This is a genomic window from Candidatus Pelagibacter sp., assembly GCF_052049575.1.
In the GTDB taxonomy this organism is placed as follows: domain Bacteria; phylum Pseudomonadota; class Alphaproteobacteria; order Pelagibacterales; family Pelagibacteraceae; genus Pelagibacter.
The window spans coordinates 453,070-471,811 of sequence record NZ_JBNGZQ010000002.1; the positions used below are offsets into that span (position 1 = coordinate 453,070).

An 18,742-nucleotide genomic window follows, 5' to 3' on the forward strand; every position below is an offset into this window, starting at 1 on the left:
TTTATAGATCTATTCTATACATTACTTCATTTCTTTTTAACATTGGTAAAGTAAATGGTGAATTATAAGATGCTCTTATTGGCGGACTTAAAATTGTGATATTGTCTTGTTTCAGTAACTTTTCAAGTATGTCTTTGTTCTTTAAAAAGTTTTTATCTGAAGATCTGCCTGAATATTCAATTACAGCATAATATCCACCCTCTATAGTTAAAATTTTAATATCTGAATTAGAAGGTTTAGGTGCATTATCTTTATTAAATTTTAAAGGTAGGTAAAATTGCATAGTCATATTTCCATTTTTGATCTCTTGAGTAACAGGGACTGTCATCTTAATTTCCTGATTTTTTTCATTGTTGCCTGAAATATAATTAAATAGTTTTCTAAAACCATTACCCTCTATAGAATTTGTTTCAATAACTAACCGATCAGAATATTTTCTAATTTCATATTCCTTATTTTCTTTTACTACTTCGTAATTTGCTTCTTCGTATGCCATAGCTTGAGAACTTAAAGTTAATATTGAAATTAAAATTACTAAAATTCTTTTCATTTGGTTTTTAATTAAACTATCTCTGGTTGAAGTTATCCACAAGCATACAAAATATGGTTTTGATGTTCACGTTTTGATTCACTTTTGATTCAATTACGGACTCAAAATACAACCTCTTGCGTGCATTGTATAAATGAGCTATAAATTAGAACAAAACAAGAACATGAAACTAACTATTCCCTATTATCTACATAAAGCTGGTGCTGGTTTCCCATCACCTGCCACTGATTATATCGAAGAAGATATCGATCTGAACATGCATTTAATCAAAAATGTTCCAGCTACTTTTATTATCAGAGTTCAAGGTAAATCCATGGTCGATGTTGGGATTAATGATGGAGACTTATTGGTTGTCGATAAAAGTTTAAAACCAAAAAATTTTTCAACGGTTATTGCAAATGTTCATGATGAGCTTGTAGTTAAAACTTTAGTTCAAGAAAGAGATAAAAAATTTCTATCGTCAGGTTCTAAAGATTTTTCTAATAGAATTTTAATTAATGAAGAAGAAGATGTTTTTATTTGGGGGGTTGTGACTTATGTCATCCATTCTACGTACTAAAAAAATAGGCTTAGTTGATTGTAATTCTTTCTATGTTTCATGTGAAAGATTATTTAATCCAAAAATAAGAAAAAAACCTGTGGTTGTTTTATCCAATAATGATGGTTGTATCATTTCTAGATCCAATGAAGCAAAAGCGCTGGGGATCAAGATGGGTGAGCCTTACTTTAAAGCAAAAGATATTATTGTAAAAAATAAAGTTGAAGTTTTTTCATCAAATTACTCTTTATATGGAGATTTATCTAGAAGGGTAATGAGAACTCTGAAAAGATTTAATACTGAAATAGAGGTATATTCAATTGATGAAGCATTTATAGATTTATCTAATTTTCCAGATACTGAAGTTGAAAAAGTTGGAAGAGAAATTAGAGAAACAGTTTTACAATGGACTGGGATTCCAACTAGCATTGGTATCGCTAAAACCAAAACTTTAAGTAAAGTTGCAAATCACATTGCAAAGAAAAAACAATCAGGAGTAACAAGCTTAATTGGTATTGAGAATTTGGATCCTATTTTAGAGAAAGTTGAAATTAATGATGTTTGGGGCGTTGGTAGACAACTTACGAAGTTTTACCAAAAGAATGGAATTTACAATGCAAAACAACTTAAAAATAAATCTAATACTTGGATCAAAAAATGTTCCAACGTTTTAAGTTCTAGAACTGCAATGGAACTTAGAGGAGTGCCATGTATTGGTTTAGAGACAACACAAACAAAAAGAAAGAGCTGTGTCGTTTCAAGATCATTTGGAAAGAGAATAGAAAAGTTTCAAGAATTAAAGGAAGCGGTTGCAAACTATTGTTTAAATGCATCTGAAAAAATTAGATCAGAGTCTTTAGTTGCAAAAGCAATTACAGTTTTTGTCAGAACTAGTCCTTTTCAAAGAGACTATGGCTATTATTCAAATGCAAAGACAATTGATTTTCCCATTGCAACAAACAATAGTATTGAAACTGTTAAAACTGCAGTTTCAATTTTAGAAAGCATTTTCAAAAATGGATATCGATATCAGAAAGCAGGTGTCATGCTTACAGGACTACGTAACGATGATGGTAGAAAAAATTTATTTTCATCAGAAAAAGATGAAAAGATAAAAAGTTTAATGCGATCAATTGATAATACTAATTATAGATATGGGAGATCCACATTAAGCCTTGCGAGTGCAGGTGTTCATAAAAAATGGAACATGAGAAGACAATACTCTTCTAAAATAGATACAGCAGATTTTTATTGCCTCCCGACAATTAGAGCTATTTAGTAAAATGACAATTAGGTTCAACAACTGTCCAAGAAGCTGAACCAAAAGGTCTTTTTCCAATTTTTAAATAATGATGAACTATATCCCACTGATAACTATTAAGATTACTTTTATCTTGAGACCATTTTTTTAGTCTTTGAACATTTTCGTGATCAGGAAATCTTGAAGCATAAGCGTATAACCATCCCCAGTTACTGCTCGACCTACTATTAAGATCTTGTCTCTTATAATTTTTAGCAGGTCCTGGATGCTTCATGCTTTTTGCATACTTGAAAACGATTTCATTATTTTCAGTAAAATCTATAAAAAATTTAACAATGTTATGATAATTTTTACCTTTATGCTCATAATTCCAAACATTGTAACCTTGATTTTCAGCTATTATAGCAATGACAGCTAATGCATTCATTGCTCTTGCTTGATAAAACATTGCCCTTCCACCCCTTCTTGTTTCTATAGGCATGCTTCCATCTTTTCTTTGGTATCTTATGGCTGCTTCAAAATTTTTAAATGCGGTTCTAAATAACTTACTATCATTTAACAAAATTCCTAATTGCATATGGCTCACTGCAGATGATAAAGCATGATTGTGGGCTCTTTTAGGAGTGCCATTTGCACCTGATCCAGTTTTATAATTAGAATATTCATACATTAAATGTTTATTTTTTCTGACAATTCTTTTAAACCAATCTTTAATTATTTTGTCTTCAGCTTTTGGAATATTTATTACTTGTTTAGCAAATGAGTAAGCTGCTATCATTGGTGAAGCTATATATAAATTTACGGTTAAGGTATCATTCCAATGTCTTCCTTCCCCATCAGAGGGGCCAGTTCTTTTTGCAGCATCGGCTTTTGCCCATTCTAAAATTACTCTTTTAACATTTTGACATGCCTCTACATTTCCACCACTACATGGAAAACTAAAATCCTCGAATTTACTTTTAGCATTATCGAATCTGTTATCGAGACCATATCCTGAAGGCGCTTCAACTTTTAATATGGGCTTAATGTAGTTAATATCAGGGCTGATATACATATCAGTAATACATTTTTTTTTATCTTTTTTAATTGGAAAAATAATTTCTGGTTTATTGACTGTTGCTTTTTTTTTTATTTCTTTAAAATCACCATAAGAAAAATTGGTAAAGATGAATGATAATGAAATAAAAAAAATAACTATTTTTAGTCTCATCCAGTATTTTTCATTGCTGCAGAAATTCCAGCTATAGAAGTCAACAATGCATCCTCTAAATCTTTTCTATTTTTTTTATTTTTATTTTTTTTAAGTTTAGAGATAACAATTGGTTGAATAATATTTAAAACTTCTGAATAAATATTTCTTACAATAGCTGCAGACCTAAATTGTTTTCTTATTTTAAGAATTTCTTTTGGTGCAATCTTTTTATTCAATTTTTTAATCGTATCAAATTGAAATCTTAGTTTTTTTCCAACTCTCTTAAGTTTTTTATCTGCAAGAAATTCTTCATAAATTTTTGATATCTCTGGATCTGCTTTTGATATTACCATATCTAACATGTCGAGCATGGAATTGAAAAAAGGCCAGTTTTTTTCCATATCATATAAAATCTTCCTAAATTTTTTAATATATGAATACCTCAAAGCCTCTGCACTTCCTAACCAAGCAGGAAGCATTAATCTAATTTGTGTCCAAGCAAAGACCCATGGAATAGCTCTTAGACTTTTGATGTTATCAACATTTTTTCTTTTTGACGGCCTTGAACCAATGAATAGTTTACCCAATGCTTTGTGTGGAGTAACAGTTTTGAAATATTCTATAAAATCAGAGCTTTGATTAATATTTTTTCGATAAGAATTTTTAGATATATCAGACATCTTTTCAATTAGATTTCTCCATTCTTTTTTTGGGATTGGTGGTGGGTTTAATGTGGCTTCAGTAACCGCACCTATATAACTACATAAATTATAATTAGCCAAAGGTTCATATCCATATTTTTGTTGAATTACTTCGCCTTGATCTGTAATTCTAATATTACCATTCACAGAATTTGGAGGTTGAGATCTTAAAGTAGCTTGTATTGGACCTCCTCCTCTACCAGCTGATCCTCCTCTGCCATGGAAAAATGTTATTTTGATTTTAAATTTTTTTGCTAGCTTTATAATTTCCTCTTGTGCTTTGTACTGATGCCAGCTTGCACATATTTTTCCTGCATCCTTACTCGAATCTGAGTATCCTATCATTACTTCCTGATTATGATTTATTAATTTTCTATACCAGCTCTGGGAGAATAAAGTTTGCATTATAGATTTTGCATTAATTAAATCATCCAAAGTTTCAAACAAAGGAACTACTCTTAATTTGTCTTTTATTTCTGCCTCTTTTTGTAAGAAAGAAACAGATAAGATATCAGAGGCAGATGTAGTCATCGAAATTACATATGCGCCTAAACACTCTGGTGGTTCTTTGGATAGAGTTTTAAATGTAGACCAAACTTCTTTATTTTCTTTATTTCTAAATTGAAAATTTCCTATTTTCTTAGATTTAGAAATAATTGATAATCTTAAAAAATTTAACTTTTCCTTCTCACTAAAACTTAAATAATTCTTTTTATACTTAGCTTTAACTAATTCAGAAATTAATTGCTTATGTCTTGATGACTCTTGTCTTATGTCTAGTCTTGCAAGGTTAATTCCAAAACATTTAGCTCGCCTCATTAAATCTAATAAATCCCCACTAGCTATATTTTCATTTTGATTTTCCTCTAAAGATTCTCTTACGACCCTAAGTGGTCTAAGTATTTCCTCTCGAGAGCTCAATAACTTTTTTTGATCCAATGGTTTTTTTTGAACTAGGTGTTGTTCTATCAACCTATGTGTTATTCGCATTTTATCTCTAAGAGGTCTTAAAAAAACTCTATAGGGCTCAAATGAATTTCCAACTTTATTCAAAATTTTTTTAGAGCACTTTTCCATAGAATAAGATCTTATTATTTTGGTTAAGGCTTTTTCATATAATTTTGCTGCTTCCCATCTAGATAATAAAATTACTTCTCTTGTTACTTCAGCAGTCACATTTGGATTTCCATCTCGATCCCCTCCCATCCATGAACCAAATACTATTGGATTAAAATTTTTAGGTAAATTCTTGTTCATATTTTTTACGAATATAGAATTTAATTTTCTATAAACTTTTGGAACAGTATCCCATAAACTATCTTCTATAATTGCAAGACCCCATCTTGCTTCATCAAAAGGAGATGGTTTTGTTCTTTTCAAATCATCCGTGTTCCAAATAATTGTTAATTCATCAAAAAGTTGTTTATTTAGAAGTTTTAGTTTTGAAGGAAAATTCTTTAGTAACTCCCTTTGTTCAAGTATCTCTATTATTTTGTGATATTTTTGAATTAAAGTTCTTCTTTTGACCTCCGTTGGATGAGCAGTCAAAACTATACCTATATTTAAGTTTTTAGCTAAATCATAAATCTTATTATTTGAAATATTTTTTTTTTTAAATAAATCCTCAAAAATTTCCTCAATAAATAAATTTTTTTTACTTATTTTTTTTTTATTGTTTTCGTATTCATTTAAACTTCTAGAAGCATCAACTAATTCAGCTAAATTCATAAAATTCATAAAATGGGAAAATGCTCTTGTAAGCTTAAATGTATTTTTAGGATCAAGACTTTTTATGGCCTTTAATACTTTGTTATTTAATTTCTTTTCATTTGGATTTTTTTTATTCGCTTTTGATAATTTTCGAATTTTTTCTACTAAAATGAAAAACTTTTCACTCTCTTGAGACTTAATAACTTTTCCAAGTATATTACCCAAATGTCTAACATCTTCCCTTAAAAGTTTTGTGGGAATTCTTTCATAATAAAGATCTTTTTTTTTCATTGAATTTCATCAATATTTTTAATTTGATTTAGTGAATTTTTAAACTCATCCATATTCTCTCTTAAAGCTAAATTTGAAACAGAATAAACGGCTATTAGTAATATTATTAAAGGTATAGAAGTAATTATAGAGGCATTATTTTTTATCATTAAGATATAAATAATTATAAAAAGTCCTGATCGAATTAAAAATGTTTTTCTAAAGACACTTATAATAGAAAGAGAATGTTTTATTAAATTAGTAAAACTCATTTGTGAAGGGCCGTAATATCTTGAACCTCTTCTAGAAGGTATAGAAATAAGATTATTTTCAGTTTTTTTTAAAGATCCTGAAAAACTATTCCAAGTGGCTTTTTCCTTAATCAATTTTTCTACAGTTAATTTTGGTAAACATGTATAGTTACCAAATTTAATTGATTTACCAGTAAAAACAAAAGTAATTATTTTATGTAATTGATAACAAATCTTAAAGATCATGTTTTCGGATCTTTTCAATCTTTCACCTACAATAGGTTTTTCATGAGAATCTTTTATTTTTTTTAAAAATTCTTTAATTTCGTCAGGGTTGTCTTCTCCATCTCCATCCATAGGAATAACATAATCAAATTGATCTTTCTCAAAAATATACTTTAGACCGGTTGCTATACACCTTGTATGACCAAGATTTTTTTCCATATTCAATATCTTAATTGAATTAATATTTTCAAAAGATTTTTCAATTTCCTGACGATCAAAATTTGATGCATCATTAACTATTATTACAGAAAGTTGAAACTCATCTTCCAAAGATAAATCATTTATCTCATCTAATAATTTGAAAACTGATTTCCAATCATTGTACACTGGGATTAAAACTATAATTTTCATAAAGTTTTTTAATTTAGTATCTTCCTAAACATACATCATTAATACAAATAAATTGTGAGGAGTTTTTCAATATATTATCGTTTGAGTAACCTTCCCATTTGGGTCTCGATTTTAAGTGATATGAAAGATTCCCTGCTTTCCACTCATCACCAGTCACAAACTGAATTTCTTCGTTAAAATCTTGATTCCAGATAGATTGAGTTTCTGAAGCAATTTCTTTTCCAGGATAATCTGTGCGTTTGTCTTTTTGAGTTAAAGACACATATGAATAAATCATTGGAGATAAAAAGAACAAGAATAAAAACCCCATTAAAAAAGATTTGATCTTTTTTAAATTTACTTGAGATTTAAAAAGATAAACTAATAATACTCCAAAAAATAAATAAAAGGGCGTCATCCACATTGTTCTAATTTTTGATCCAGTCATTATTGATGTTAATAGCATCAATAAAATTGGTAAGATATTTATTGCAATTAAAAAAATTAAATTTTTATCTTTAAAATTAAATTTAAATTTAAACTTTTTTATCAATAACCAAGTTAAAAAGAATAATGGAATTAATATCCCTATTTGTTTAATCAAAAATATTAATGGTTGATTTATGTGATTTAGTGTAATGCTATTTTCTAAACCTGTTCTTTTTAAACCATATAAAATCGAAATAAAATCATTGTTATAAAGCCAAACCAAATGAGGTATTAGTAAAACAATAAATACTTCTAAAGTAATCAGATATTTAAAATCAAATTTTTTTGATTTTTTATAAAAAATTAAATAAATAAAAAGCAAATCAATTGATATTAGCAAATATACGAATAGGTATTTTGATAGAAAGCCCAAGGCACCAAATAACCCAACTAAAACACAGTCTAAAAAACTGATTTTTTTGGAATTATATATTTTCCAAGAATAATAAACCACTAATGACCAGAAGGGTAATTGACAAACATTCACATTAAATTCTGGAGTTGTGAAATTATAAAAATAAATTGATACTAACAAGAGTACCGAAATCAAACTTAATTTTGTATCTCTTAAAATTTCGCTGGAAAACTTAAATACATAGTAAAAAGAAATCACAACAAAAATTTGGCTTAAAAGATAATATGACCAATCTTGTGGTCCAAAAATTTTAAAAAAAACTTCTGAAAAAAATGCACTCATTGGTGGATGTTTGTTAAATCCCCAATCTAAGTTACTACCCCATGCTAAAGCTTCGATTGTATCTAAAGGCAAATTATTATTGGTTAAAGAGGGTACCAATGTCCAAATTATTAAATGTGATAACGCAAAAATTAAAAATATATTATTTATATTTCTTTTTGAAACATTCATAAGTAAATAATTACAATAATTAACGTTACTTGACACCCATATTTTGCTGAATATACTCCCTCGAATTCAATTTGAAATTATGGCTAAAACTAGCAAAGTAAAAAAAAAAGTAATCAAATCCAAAAAAAAGTCTGCTCATAAAACAAAATCTAAAGCAGTAATCAAAACAAAAGAGATTAATAAAGGCCCAATAAAAATTTCAAAAACTTATATTCCAAAAGAGACTGAAAAATATATGTGCGAAAAGCACCGCGTTTTTTTTAGAATGAAATTACAAGAATGGAGAAAAGAATTAGTCAAAGCAAATAATGAAGCTCTTTACAATGGAAGTATGGACGATAATAGTATTTCTGCAGACATTGTAGATCAAGCAAGTTCATATACCGATAAAAATGTAGAAATGAAAGCGATCAATAGACAAATAAAATTAATATCTGAAATAGATAAAGCTTTAATGAGAATTAAAGATGACACTTATGGTTTCTGTCTTGATACTGCAGAGCCAATTGGGCTAAAAAGACTCATGGCAAGACCTGTCGCTAAGTATACAATTGCTGCTCAAGAAAAACATGAAAAGGATGAGAAAGTTCACGCAGATGACTAAAAAAAAGAAAAAAACTAAAAAAGTTCACAATCCAGTTACTTATTATTTTACTAAAAAGTATATATATTATTATTATGGTCTATTTTGGATAATTTTGTTATTTATTGTATTTAGTTAATGGATACAAAAATACTTTTGATAATCATCATTGTCCTTGCCATAGAAGTTTCAGGTCATGGAATTTTTGCTTCTTTGTTTAGATTGCTTAGCTCAATGAACTAATATGGTCCGGGAGGAAACTCATTTTTATCAATAAAAGCAAATCCTTTTTTTACACCATCTCTTTTTGAAATTTCCTCATACCATCTTGTAAGATTTTTAAAACTTTTAAGGCCAATATCATGCCATTCGTGTCTTGCTATCCAAGGGAATGTACCAATATCTGCAATTGTGTAATTATCACCTGATAAATATTTTGATTTAGATAATCTCTCGTCTAATTCCTTGTATATTCGTTTAGAAATTTTAAAATACCTTTCCTCACCAAATTTACTTTTTCCAGGATTATAATGATGGAATTGATGGTGTTGACCTAACATTGGACCAACATAACCCATTTGAGCCATCAACCACTGATTAATTTCTAATCTTTCTTCAGAATTATAAAATTTTCCACTTAACTCTGCCAAATAAATCAGGATTGCTCCAGATTCAAAAACAGTTTTTTTATTTTTATGATCAATAATTACTGGAATTTTACTTAATGGACTTATTTTTTTGAACTCATCTTTAAATTGTTCACCGTTATTAATATCAACTTTAATTACTTTATAATCAAATCCAATTTCCTCAAGCATAATACTAATTTTTTTGCCATTAGGTGTATTAGCTGAGTAAAGATCTATCACTCTTTTTTTCCAAGTCTTTTCAATAAGTTTGATGAGGTTGTAGTGAATTCAAATCTATATTTTTCGTTTGGTCTTGCTAATTTAAAGCATGCCCTTGCTGCTAAAGCTCCTTCATGGAAACCAGACAAAATCAGTTTTAATTTACCAGGATAAGTACAAATATCACCTACTGCATAAATCCCTTTTTGATTAGTTTCAAATTTTTCTGTATCAACTTCTATGGTTTTTTTATCTAAATTAAGTCCCCAATTAGCGATGGGTCCTAGCTGCATAATTAAGCCAAAAAACCCCAAAGCATAATCAGCTTTTATATTCTTAATTTCATCATCATCATTTTTTATTTCTATGCTTTCTAATTGACCATTGCCTTTGACCGATGTCATTTGATATTTTGTAAAAAGATTTATTTTACCTTCTTTTGCTAAAGTATGCATTTTGCTAACAGTAGCTTGTGCACCTCTAAATTCATCTCTTCTGTGTATCAAATTTACTTTAGACTTTTTCGATAATTCAACTGCCCAATCTAAAGCACTATCTCCACCACCAAAAATTGCTACTGTTTTTCCCTCAAAAATTTTTTTATCTTTTACTGAATAAAATATAGATTTATTTTCAAATTTTTCACATTCCTTTACAGGAAATTTTCTTGGTTCGAATGAACCAACTCCTCCTGCTATAATTACATTTGGAGTAGAAAATATTTTTCCGTTGTTTGTCTTTACAATCCAGTTAATATCATCTTTTTTTACTTCCTCTACTCTTTCACCTAAATGAAATTTGATATCAAAAGGTTTTAACTGATTAATTAAATTTTTTGTTAACTCCTCTCCTGTGCATTCAGGCACCGCAGGTATATCATATATTGGTTTATCAGGATAAAGCTCGATACATTGACCGCCAATCTTATCTAAGTTGTCAACTACTTCACAGCTTAGTCCAATCAAATTTAGTTGATGTGCAGTAAATAATCCTGTTGGACCTGCTCCAATAATTAATGCATCAGTTTTATTCATCTATGCTTGTTTTGTTGGAATGTTAACAACCAAGCCGTCTAATTCATCTGAAACAATTAGCTGACAACTTAATCTACTATTTTTTTTTGGTTCAAATGCCATATCCAACATATCTTCCTCTCCATCTTCTTTCTTAGGAATTTTATTAAACCAATCATCTTGGACATAAACATGGCAAGTCGCACATGCCATTCCACCTCCGCAGTCAGCATCTATACCAGGTATATTGTTTTGAACAGCGCCTTCCATAACAGTGAGACCATTTTGAACCTCAATTTCATGAACTTTAGCATCAGATGTTATGTATATGATTTTGGCCATCAAGTATATATAGACTTAAAAAAAAATAGGGCAAGTATGTAAAACATACTCGCCCTATAAATTTACTTTAAATAGTAATTATCTTGCTCTTGAGCCAGCTCCTGAACTCATTGCAGCAGCCCAGATTACTAGACCGAATGCAATTTTGTTAATGAAGTCAGCTAAGTTGTAAACAACGTTTAATGAGTTAGCATCTACACCACCTGTTAGGTAACCAAATACATAACCTAATGGATAAATAGCCCAACCTACAGTTACAATCATTCTCATTGCACCGAACGCAGTTACAAGAGCTTTGTTACCGCTTTTAGCAGCAGCTCTTCCAGCTTCACCAGAGAATATTTCATATAGAATGTAAATCCATCCAGCCATACCGATTACAAAACCAAGTGTAGCGTTGATGTATCCAGCTTCTCCTAAGTATCCTCCGATTAACATTACTAATGAACCGATTAACAATCTCCAGAACATTCCAGAGTTTGCTTTTCTTACTGCTACTAGAATTAAGTAGAATTCTACCATCTGTAATGGCACAGTAATTAACCAGTCGATATATCTGTATACTGTTGGTGAGTCACCTGTAGCAACCCATACTTCTCTCATGTACATGTAGTGAATGAAAGCAATACCAGTTACAAGACCTGCAACAGTTACTGATGTTTTCCACGCAGGGTTAACAGTGCCTCTCTCCATGAAGAAGAAAGCTGTAGCTGCTAACATACCCATTGAAATTATCCAAAAAGATATTCCAACAAAGTCATCCTGAGCTAACATCGTTGCGTCTGCTGCATTAGCAACACCTGCATAACCCACTAGGGCTAACGCTGCTAGAGCAAACAGTTTAAGTTTTTTCATAAAAAACTCCCTCTTTAGTTAGTTTTTACTTTAGTTTATATAAACTAAGCTTAGGCTTCCCTAAGCAAAAGTTGTGGTTAAATACCAAATAAAAACACTTAATAGAAGACCTAATTGTCATTAATTTACATTGATTTTACTCGTTTTTTAAAATTAAATACAATTTGTGATTTAAAAACCACAATAAATTAACTAACGAATCAAAAGAATTATGTCAGATAAATTTAAAGAAATTTATAAAAAATCAATCGAAGACCCTGAAAATTTCTGGAGAAAGGCATCTGACGATATTTTTTGGTTTAAAAAACCATCAAAAATTTTAAACAAATCTAACCCCCCTTTTTATAAATGGTTTGAAGATGGGGTAACAAATACTTGCTACAATGCATTGGATATTCATATAGATAACGGACAAGGTCAAAAAACTGCACTAATCTACGATAGTCCCATCACAGGTAAAAAAAGTAAACTTACATATGAAGAATTAAAATCAAAAGTCTCTAAATTTGCAGGGGCATTAACAAATCAAGGCGTCAATAAGGGCGACAGAGTAATAATTTATATGCCAATGATACCTGAAGCAGTCATTGCAATGCTTGCTTGTGGAAGAATTGGAGCGATACACTCCGTTGTTTTTGGTGGATTTGCATCAAATGAATTGGCCAGCAGAATAGATGACAGCAAAGCTAAAATTCTAGTAACTGCCTCGTGTGGTTTTGAGCCAGGTAGAACGGTTGAATACAAGCCATTGGTAGATGAAGCTGTTAAACTAGCAAGTCATAAGATTAGTAAGATGATTTTATTTCAAAGAAAAGGTCATGAGGCTAAATTAAATGGACCTAATGAAATTAGTTGGGATGAGGCACTTGCTGATGCAAAAGATACTGACTGTGTGGAGATGAATTCAAATGAGTTTGCTTACATACTCTATACCTCAGGCACCACAGGAACACCCAAAGGTATTGTAAGAGACATTGGAGGTCACATTGTAGCTTTAAAATGGACAATGAAAAATATCTATAACATAGATGAAGGAGATATCTGGTGGTCAGCAAGTGATATTGGCTGGATTGTTGGTCATTCTTACATAGTCTATGCCCCTTTATTTAAAGGATGCACAACAGTTTTGTTTGAAGGTAAACCTGTAGGCACACCTGATGCAGGGGCTTTCTGGAAAATCATATCTGATTATAAAGTGAAATCTTTATTTACAGCTCCCACTGCATTTAGAGCAATTAAAAAAGAAGATCCTGATGGAAAATTCTTCTCTAAATATGATCTTAGTGGTTTTGAAAGTTTATTTCTTGCTGGTGAGAGAGCAGATCCAGACACGATCAAATGGGCAGAAAATTTATTAAAAGTTCCAGTGATAGATCATTGGTGGCAAACTGAAACAAGTTGGGCAATAAGCTCAAATTGTACAGGAATAGAAATGATGAAAACAAAATATGGTTCAGCCTGTAAAGCAGTACCAGGTTATGATGTAAAAATTATTAAGTCAGATCAAACTTTAGCTAAACCAAACGAAATGGGAGATATTGTAGTAAAATTGCCTTTACCTCCTGGTACATTTCCAACTCTTTGGAATGCAGATCAAAGATATAAAGAAAATTATATGTCGAACTATGATGGTTACTATCAAACTTATGATGCAGGTCATATTGATGAGGATGGCTATATCTGGATCATGTCTAGGACTGACGACATCATAAATGTTGCTGGCCATAGACTATCAACTGGTGCCATTGAAGAGGTTTTATCTGAACATCAATCTGTAGCTGAGTGTGCAGTTCTTGGTATTGCAGATAAATTGAAGGGACAATTACCAATAGGATTAATAGTTTTAAAAGCTGGGGTTGATAAAGATAACGAGACAATTTCCAAAGAATGTATTCAAATGGTTAGAGATAAAATTGGTCCTGTGGCCGCATTTAAAGTTGCAATTGTTATCAAAAGGCTTCCAAAAACAAGATCTGGAAAAATTTTAAGAGGAACAATTAGAAAAATTGCTGATAATGTTGAATATAAAATGCCTCCAACAATTGATGATCCAGCAATTCTTGATGAGATTAAACAAGACTTGATTGATAATAAAATACTTAATAATGGTTAAAACATACTCTTTTCTACTTATCGCCATATTTTGTGAGGTAGCTGGAACAATGTTGTTGCCAGTTTCACAAAATTTTACCAAGATTATTCCAACAGTTTGTCTAACAATATTCTATTTAGTGTCTTTCTATTTGATGACTTTTGTAATGGATAAACTCCCAATAGCAATTGTTTATGCCACTTGGAGTGGACTTGGAGTTTTTACAATAGCATTACTTGGATATTTCTTTTTTAAACAAACTTTAGCTTGGCAAGCTATTGCAGGTCTGTTTCTTATTGTTGTTGGTGTGATACTGGTTAATAGTTTTACTGTAAAAATTAATTAAATTTTAAAGGTGTGCCCTCAGGTTCACCTAAAATCTTTCCATCCTTCATCTTTATTTTACCAGAGATTATTGTCGCTACGGGTGTTCCTTTAAATTCAACATCATTAAAAGGTGACCATCCACATTTACTCTCTATATTCTCATTTTTGATTGTTATTTTCTTATTCATATCAACAATAGTAAAGTCGGCGTCATATCCTTCTTTAATAAATCCTTTGTTTTTTATCCCAAATATTTTTATTGGATTTTCACACACCAGATTTATTAGTTGGGTGAGTGATAATTTTCCATGATTAACATGATCTAACATTACTGGCATAAGTGTTTGTACACCAGGCATGCCTGATGGAGAATTAGGATATTCTTTATCTTTATTTACTTTTAGATGTGGTGCATGATCCGAGCCAATTGTATCATTAAAATTATTTCTTACTGCATACCACAATCGATCATAGTGAGATTTGTCTCTTATAGGTGGATTCATTTGTGCGTAAGTTCCAAGTTTATCATAACAATCAGGTGCATAAATTGTTAAATGTTGTGGTGTTATTTCAAAAGTAATATTACCTTTATGTTGAGATAAAAAATCTACTTCTTGTTTAGTAGTAATATGAAGCACATGCGCTTTCTTATTATATTTTTTTGCAAGTCTAACTATTCTTCTAGTCGAGGAAATCGCACATTCCTCACTTCTCCAAATAGGATGGGAATGCACATCACCATTTTTAATTAATTTTTTATTCTTATTCAAGATTTCTTCATCCTCAGAGTGGACTGCTACTACCTTTGAACTATTTTGAAAAACTTTATCAATATCTTCCTCAAGTGCCACTAAAAGATTACCTGTTGAGGATCCTACAAACAATTTTATACCACAACAGCCCTCTAAATTTTTTAACTCCGCTAACTGATTAACGTTTCCTGCTGTTGCACCAAAATAAAAAGCGTAATTGCAATACATTCTGTTTTTTGCAAGATCCAATTTTCTTTGAAATTCTTTTAAGTTTGAGGTTGGAGGGTTGGTATTTGGCATTTCAAATACCGCTGTAATTCCACCGGCTACCGCTGCTCTACTTCCAGAGTGAAGATCTTCTGTGTCTGTAGAACCCGGTTCTCTGAAATGGGTTTGAGTATCTATACAGCCAGGTAAGGTAATTTTATTTTTAGCATCATAGACCTCTTTTGCATCTTCTGATATTTGACCAATTTTTAATATTTTACCATCTTTAACGGCAATATCCTTATCCTCTAGTTTTCCATTGATATAACATTGCCCATTTTTGATTATTAGATCTAACATTTGTGAAAAAAGTTATTATATTAAATTTAACGATCAATCAAATATGAATAATAGTGTTTATATATTAAAAGATAGAGCCATACTTTATGTAAATGGCCAGGACGCTAGAGACTTCTTGCAAAATTTGATTAGCAATGACATTAATAAGGTCACAGATCATTCAAGTTGTTTTGCCTCATTATTAACCCCTCAAGGCAAGTTTCTTTATGAATTTATAGTTGTTAAGCATAAATTAGGTTTTTTTATTGATTGTGAAAAGTCTCAATCTGAAGAAATATTAAAACAATTAAATTTATATAAAATAAGATCAAAAGTAGAAATCCTTAATCTTAGCAATGAATTTGTTGTTGCAAGTTTTGGTTATGAAAAATATTTATCAATAGATGGCTCAAAAGATATTCTTGGTTTTACTATGAGATATAGAGAAGATCCAATAGTTCTTGATCCAAGAAATAAAAATTTGGGTGCTAGATTAATTATTAATTTAGAAAAGCTTTATTTGTCTCTAAAAAAACTTGAATTAAAAGATGATAGAATTGAGGACTATTATCATCAAAGTCATAAACTTGGGATTGTTCCAAAGAATTTAAATAAACTAAAAAATAAATTATTCGGTATTGAGTGTAATTTTGAAGAACTAAATGGTATTGATTTTAGAAAAGGATGTTACGTAGGACAAGAAAATACTGCTAGAATTAAACTTAAAAATAAACTTTCTAAGAGGTTATTGCCGGTTGAGATAATTGATGGAAAGCTTGATGAAGATGAAACGGTATATTGTAATAAGGTTGAAATTGGAAAAATTTTGATAAATGAAGAGTATCCCTTTGCTTTGGTAAAATTTTCAAATGAAAATTTCAATAAAAATCTTACTTTAAAAAGTAAAAATGGATCATTTAAAATATTTATACCTGAATGGCTAAAGATTTAATTTTTTGGTGCGGCCAGAGAGACTCGAACTCTCATGGACTAGGTCCACACGGCCCTCAACCGTGCCTGTCTACCAATTTCAGCATGGCCGCAAATATGACCCACATTAAATCAATGACAAGTAGGTTTCAAATTGATAAATTTGTTTATGGATTTTAATCAAGAAGTAAGATTGGCAACTGATCCGATTTATAAGAAGATTTCAAAGGTTATGCCTGAGATTGAGTGGGCAGTTCATGCTCCTTATATTCATAAAATTAATAAATTAAAAAAAGAGAAGAATGCAGTAATACTTGCTCATAACTATCAAACTCCAGAAATTTATCACGGTATTGCAGATTTTTCTGCAGACTCTTTGGCTCTTGCTGTTGAAGCATCAAAAACCTCAGCCGATATAATTATTATGGCAGGAGTTCACTTTATGGCTGAGACTGCAAAATTAATGAGTCCAAATAAAAAGGTTTTATTACCCGATATGAAAGCAGGTTGTTCATTATCCTCTTCAATTACAGGTAAAGATGTAAGATTGTTAAAAGAAAAGTATCCAGGAGTTCCTGTTGTCTCATATGTAAATACATCTGCTGATGTAAAAGCAGAGACAGATGTGTGTTGCACTTCTGCTAACGCAGTCAAGATTGTAAAATCCTTAGGAGTTAAAAAAGTTATTTTTTTACCTGATGACTATTTAGCTAAATACGTTGCTTCACAAACCGACGTTGAAATTATCTCATGGAAAGGAATTTGTATTGTTCATGATCAATTTAATGAAAATGAAATTAACAATATAAGAAAAAATAATCCTGGAATTAAAATAATTGCACATCCGGAATGTCCACCAGAAGTGATTAAAGCAAGCGATTTTGCAGGATCAACATCGGGAATGATTAACTATGTTAAAGATAATCAGCCAAAAAAAGTAATGATGGTAACTGAGTGTTCTATGAGTGATAATATTCAAGTGGAAAATCCAAATGTTGAATTTATAAAACCATGTAATATGTGTCCACATATGAAAAAAATTACTTTACCAAAAATATTAGACTGTTTAGAAAATGAAACTGGTGAAATTATCATTGACCAAGAAACAATTGATAGAGCTAGATTGTCAGTAGAAAAAATGGTTGCTATCGGTAGATAACACTTCGTGTCAAAAATTAGATTAAGTGAAACTTTTATTAAAGATAGAGTAAATCTTGCTCTCACGGAGGATTTGTATCCTTACGGAGACATAACGTCTAATCTCCTAAATGATAACAAAATTATTGAAGCAAAAATAATTTCTAATCAAAAAGCAGTTGTTGCAGGTTTGTTATTTGTAAAACAGTCTTTTAAACAAGTTGACAAAAAAATTAAGTTTATATTAAAAAAAAAAGATGGGTCCACAGTCAAAAAAAATTCTGTAATAGCGGTAATAAGAGGTAAAGCTAATTCTATAATGATTGCAGAAAGGGTTGCATTAAATTTTTTATCTCATATTTCTGGAATAGCTACAAAAACAAATCAATTTGTAAAACTAGCTGGAAAAAAGTGCAAAATTTGCTGTACCAGAAAAACTTTACCAAATTATAGGGTTATTCAAAAATATGCAGTTAAATTAGGAGGCGGTACAAATCATAGATTTAATTTAAGTGATGAATTTTTGATTAAAGATAATCATATCGCTAGCTCTGATTTAAAAGAATTAGTTTCATTAGCAATAAAAAATAAAAAAGGAAAAAAAATTACTGTTGAAGTGGATAATTTAAAGCAACTGAAAAAAATTATTGGTCTTAAATTTAATACTATTTTATTTGATAATATGAGTATTAAAAATCTTAGAGCAGGTGTAAAACTTGTTAAAAAAAATTATGAGACAGAAGCTTCGGGGAATATAAATCTTCAAACTGTAAAATCTATCGCTATGACTGGCGTTGATAGAATTTCAATCGGGAGCATTACTCATAGTGCCCCAGCTATAGATTTCAAACTAGAAATCTAGATTATTTGAT

The 18,742-nt window shown here is 30.2% G+C and carries 18 protein-coding genes and 1 tRNA gene; 8 read left to right on the forward strand and 11 right to left on the reverse strand.

What is annotated here, in order from left to right; all coding sequences use genetic code 11:
- Position 1: 1 nt before the first annotated feature.
- A complete protein-coding gene (locus ACTT9C_RS05980; protein ID WP_440923584.1) occupies positions 2–550 on the reverse strand; it encodes an SOUL family heme-binding protein in 549 nt (182 codons plus the stop codon).
- Between the two features lie 163 nt (positions 551–713).
- Between ACTT9C_RS05980 and ACTT9C_RS05985 the strand changes: the two genes are divergently transcribed.
- Both ACTT9C_RS05985 and ACTT9C_RS05990 read left to right on the forward strand, forming a co-directional pair.
- Positions 714–1,109: a LexA family protein gene (locus ACTT9C_RS05985; RefSeq protein WP_085147312.1), complete on the forward strand. Its 396-nt coding sequence runs from the start codon at positions 714–716 to the stop codon at positions 1,107–1,109.
- Positions 1,087–2,367 carry a Y-family DNA polymerase gene (locus tag ACTT9C_RS05990; protein ID WP_440923585.1) on the forward strand — a complete coding sequence of 427 codons (1,281 nt, stop codon included), beginning with the start codon at positions 1,087–1,089 and terminating at the stop codon, positions 2,365–2,367. The genes ACTT9C_RS05985 and ACTT9C_RS05990 overlap by 23 nt, the downstream gene beginning before the upstream one ends.
- On the opposite strand, the gene ACTT9C_RS05995 is transcribed toward ACTT9C_RS05990, so the two are convergent.
- The 4 genes from ACTT9C_RS05995 to ACTT9C_RS06010 are packed head-to-tail and all read right to left on the reverse strand — an operon-like array spanning position 2,360 to position 8,445.
- Positions 2,360–3,559, reverse strand: coding sequence for an alginate lyase family protein (locus tag ACTT9C_RS05995; protein WP_440923586.1), 1,200 nt, complete (start codon positions 3,557–3,559; stop codon positions 2,360–2,362). The genes ACTT9C_RS05990 and ACTT9C_RS05995 overlap by 8 nt on opposite strands.
- Entirely contained in the window at positions 3,556–6,243 is a 2,688-nt protein-coding gene (ppc, locus tag ACTT9C_RS06000) for a phosphoenolpyruvate carboxylase (protein WP_440923587.1), read from the reverse strand. The genes ACTT9C_RS05995 and ppc overlap by 4 nt, the downstream gene beginning before the upstream one ends.
- Positions 6,240–7,109, reverse strand: coding sequence for a glycosyltransferase (locus tag ACTT9C_RS06005; protein WP_440923588.1), 870 nt, complete (start codon positions 7,107–7,109; stop codon positions 6,240–6,242). The genes ppc and ACTT9C_RS06005 overlap by 4 nt, the downstream gene beginning before the upstream one ends.
- 13 nt (positions 7,110–7,122) lie before the next feature.
- The gene (locus ACTT9C_RS06010) at positions 7,123–8,445 is read right to left on the reverse strand and encodes a glycosyltransferase family 39 protein (RefSeq protein WP_440923589.1); all 1,323 of its coding nucleotides are present in this window, start codon (positions 8,443–8,445) and stop codon (positions 7,123–7,125) included.
- A gap of 79 nt (positions 8,446–8,524) precedes the next feature.
- Here ACTT9C_RS06010 and ACTT9C_RS06015 point away from each other — a divergent pair, with 79 nt between their 5' ends.
- Entirely contained in the window at positions 8,525–9,049 is a 525-nt protein-coding gene (locus ACTT9C_RS06015) for a TraR/DksA family transcriptional regulator (RefSeq protein WP_440923590.1), read from the forward strand.
- Positions 9,050–9,267: 218 nt separating this feature from the next.
- Here ACTT9C_RS06015 and ACTT9C_RS06020 read toward each other — a convergent pair whose 3' ends face one another.
- The 4 genes from ACTT9C_RS06020 to ACTT9C_RS06035 all read right to left on the reverse strand — a co-directional run bounded on the left by ACTT9C_RS06020 (position 9,268) and on the right by ACTT9C_RS06035 (position 12,086).
- Positions 9,268–9,897 carry a glutathione S-transferase family protein gene (locus ACTT9C_RS06020; RefSeq protein WP_440923591.1) on the reverse strand — a complete coding sequence of 210 codons (630 nt, stop codon included), beginning with the start codon at positions 9,895–9,897 and terminating at the stop codon, positions 9,268–9,270.
- Positions 9,894–10,910, reverse strand: coding sequence for an NAD(P)/FAD-dependent oxidoreductase (locus ACTT9C_RS06025; RefSeq protein ID WP_440923592.1), 1,017 nt, complete (start codon positions 10,908–10,910; stop codon positions 9,894–9,896). Before ACTT9C_RS06025 ends, ACTT9C_RS06020 begins: the two co-directional genes overlap by 4 nt.
- Positions 10,911–11,231, reverse strand: coding sequence for a 2Fe-2S iron-sulfur cluster-binding protein (locus ACTT9C_RS06030; RefSeq protein ID WP_440923593.1), 321 nt, complete (start codon positions 11,229–11,231; stop codon positions 10,911–10,913).
- 78 nt (positions 11,232–11,309) lie between these two features.
- Entirely contained in the window at positions 11,310–12,086 is a 777-nt protein-coding gene (locus ACTT9C_RS06035; protein WP_440923594.1) for a bacteriorhodopsin-like, read from the reverse strand.
- 211 nt (positions 12,087–12,297) lie between these two features.
- On the opposite strand from ACTT9C_RS06035, the gene ACTT9C_RS06040 reads away from it, so the two are divergent.
- Together ACTT9C_RS06040 and ACTT9C_RS06045 are read left to right on the forward strand one after the other, a co-directional pair.
- Positions 12,298–14,199 carry a propionyl-CoA synthetase gene (locus ACTT9C_RS06040; protein WP_440923595.1) on the forward strand — a complete coding sequence of 634 codons (1,902 nt, stop codon included), beginning with the start codon at positions 12,298–12,300 and terminating at the stop codon, positions 14,197–14,199.
- Positions 14,192–14,524 (forward strand): DMT family transporter, encoded by a 333-nt coding sequence (locus ACTT9C_RS06045; protein WP_440923596.1) that lies wholly within the window; start codon positions 14,192–14,194, stop codon positions 14,522–14,524. The genes ACTT9C_RS06040 and ACTT9C_RS06045 overlap by 8 nt, the downstream gene beginning before the upstream one ends.
- Here ACTT9C_RS06045 and ACTT9C_RS06050 read toward each other — a convergent pair.
- A complete protein-coding gene (locus ACTT9C_RS06050) occupies positions 14,517–15,824 on the reverse strand; it encodes a dihydroorotase (RefSeq protein WP_440923597.1) in 1,308 nt (435 codons plus the stop codon). The two genes, ACTT9C_RS06045 and ACTT9C_RS06050, sit on opposite strands and share 8 nt — an antisense overlap.
- A gap of 43 nt (positions 15,825–15,867) precedes the next feature.
- Here ACTT9C_RS06050 and ygfZ point away from each other — a divergent pair, with 43 nt between their 5' ends.
- Positions 15,868–16,755 (forward strand): CAF17-like 4Fe-4S cluster assembly/insertion protein YgfZ, encoded by an 888-nt coding sequence (ygfZ, locus tag ACTT9C_RS06055; protein ID WP_440923598.1) that lies wholly within the window; start codon positions 15,868–15,870, stop codon positions 16,753–16,755.
- A gap of 5 nt (positions 16,756–16,760) precedes the next feature.
- On the opposite strand, the gene ACTT9C_RS06060 is transcribed toward ygfZ, so the two are convergent.
- Positions 16,761–16,846 (reverse strand) — tRNA-Leu (locus tag ACTT9C_RS06060).
- A gap of 56 nt (positions 16,847–16,902) precedes the next feature.
- Between ACTT9C_RS06060 and nadA the strand changes: the two genes are divergently transcribed.
- The gene (gene nadA / locus ACTT9C_RS06065; RefSeq protein ID WP_440923599.1) at positions 16,903–17,892 is read left to right on the forward strand and encodes a quinolinate synthase NadA; all 990 of its coding nucleotides are present in this window, start codon (positions 16,903–16,905) and stop codon (positions 17,890–17,892) included.
- Positions 17,893–17,898: 6 nt separating this feature from the next.
- A complete protein-coding gene (gene nadC / locus ACTT9C_RS06070) occupies positions 17,899–18,732 on the forward strand; it encodes a carboxylating nicotinate-nucleotide diphosphorylase (RefSeq protein WP_440923600.1) in 834 nt (277 codons plus the stop codon).
- The last annotated feature ends 10 nt before the right edge of the window (positions 18,733–18,742 follow it).

Bases quoted from the DNA above. Each gene is read 5' to 3' on its own strand.
- ACTT9C_RS05980 (WP_440923584.1), bottom strand. From the start codon at position 550: ATGAAAAGAATTTTAGTAATTTTAATTTCAATATTAACTTTAAGTTCT.
- ACTT9C_RS05985 (WP_085147312.1), top strand. From the start codon at position 714: ATGAAACTAACTATTCCCTATTATCTACATAAAGCTGGTGCTGGTTTC.
- ACTT9C_RS05990 (WP_440923585.1), top strand. From the start codon at position 1,087: ATGTCATCCATTCTACGTACTAAAAAAATAGGCTTAGTTGATTGTAAT.
- ACTT9C_RS05995 (WP_440923586.1), bottom strand. From the start codon at position 3,559: ATGAGACTAAAAATAGTTATTTTTTTTATTTCATTATCATTCATCTTT.
- ppc (WP_440923587.1), bottom strand. From the start codon at position 6,243: ATGAAAAAAAAAGATCTTTATTATGAAAGAATTCCCACAAAACTTTTA.
- ACTT9C_RS06005 (WP_440923588.1), bottom strand. From the start codon at position 7,109: ATGAAAATTATAGTTTTAATCCCAGTGTACAATGATTGGAAATCAGTT.
- ACTT9C_RS06010 (WP_440923589.1), bottom strand. From the start codon at position 8,445: ATGAATGTTTCAAAAAGAAATATAAATAATATATTTTTAATTTTTGCG.
- ACTT9C_RS06015 (WP_440923590.1), top strand. From the start codon at position 8,525: ATGGCTAAAACTAGCAAAGTAAAAAAAAAAGTAATCAAATCCAAAAAA.
- ACTT9C_RS06025 (WP_440923592.1), bottom strand. From the start codon at position 10,910: ATGAATAAAACTGATGCATTAATTATTGGAGCAGGTCCAACAGGATTA.
- ACTT9C_RS06030 (WP_440923593.1), bottom strand. From the start codon at position 11,231: ATGGCCAAAATCATATACATAACATCTGATGCTAAAGTTCATGAAATT.
- ACTT9C_RS06035 (WP_440923594.1), bottom strand. From the start codon at position 12,086: ATGAAAAAACTTAAACTGTTTGCTCTAGCAGCGTTAGCCCTAGTGGGT.
- ACTT9C_RS06040 (WP_440923595.1), top strand. From the start codon at position 12,298: ATGTCAGATAAATTTAAAGAAATTTATAAAAAATCAATCGAAGACCCT.
- ACTT9C_RS06045 (WP_440923596.1), top strand. From the start codon at position 14,192: ATGGTTAAAACATACTCTTTTCTACTTATCGCCATATTTTGTGAGGTA.
- ACTT9C_RS06050 (WP_440923597.1), bottom strand. From the start codon at position 15,824: ATGTTAGATCTAATAATCAAAAATGGGCAATGTTATATCAATGGAAAA.
- ygfZ (WP_440923598.1), top strand. From the start codon at position 15,868: ATGAATAATAGTGTTTATATATTAAAAGATAGAGCCATACTTTATGTA.
- nadA (WP_440923599.1), top strand. From the start codon at position 16,903: ATGGATTTTAATCAAGAAGTAAGATTGGCAACTGATCCGATTTATAAG.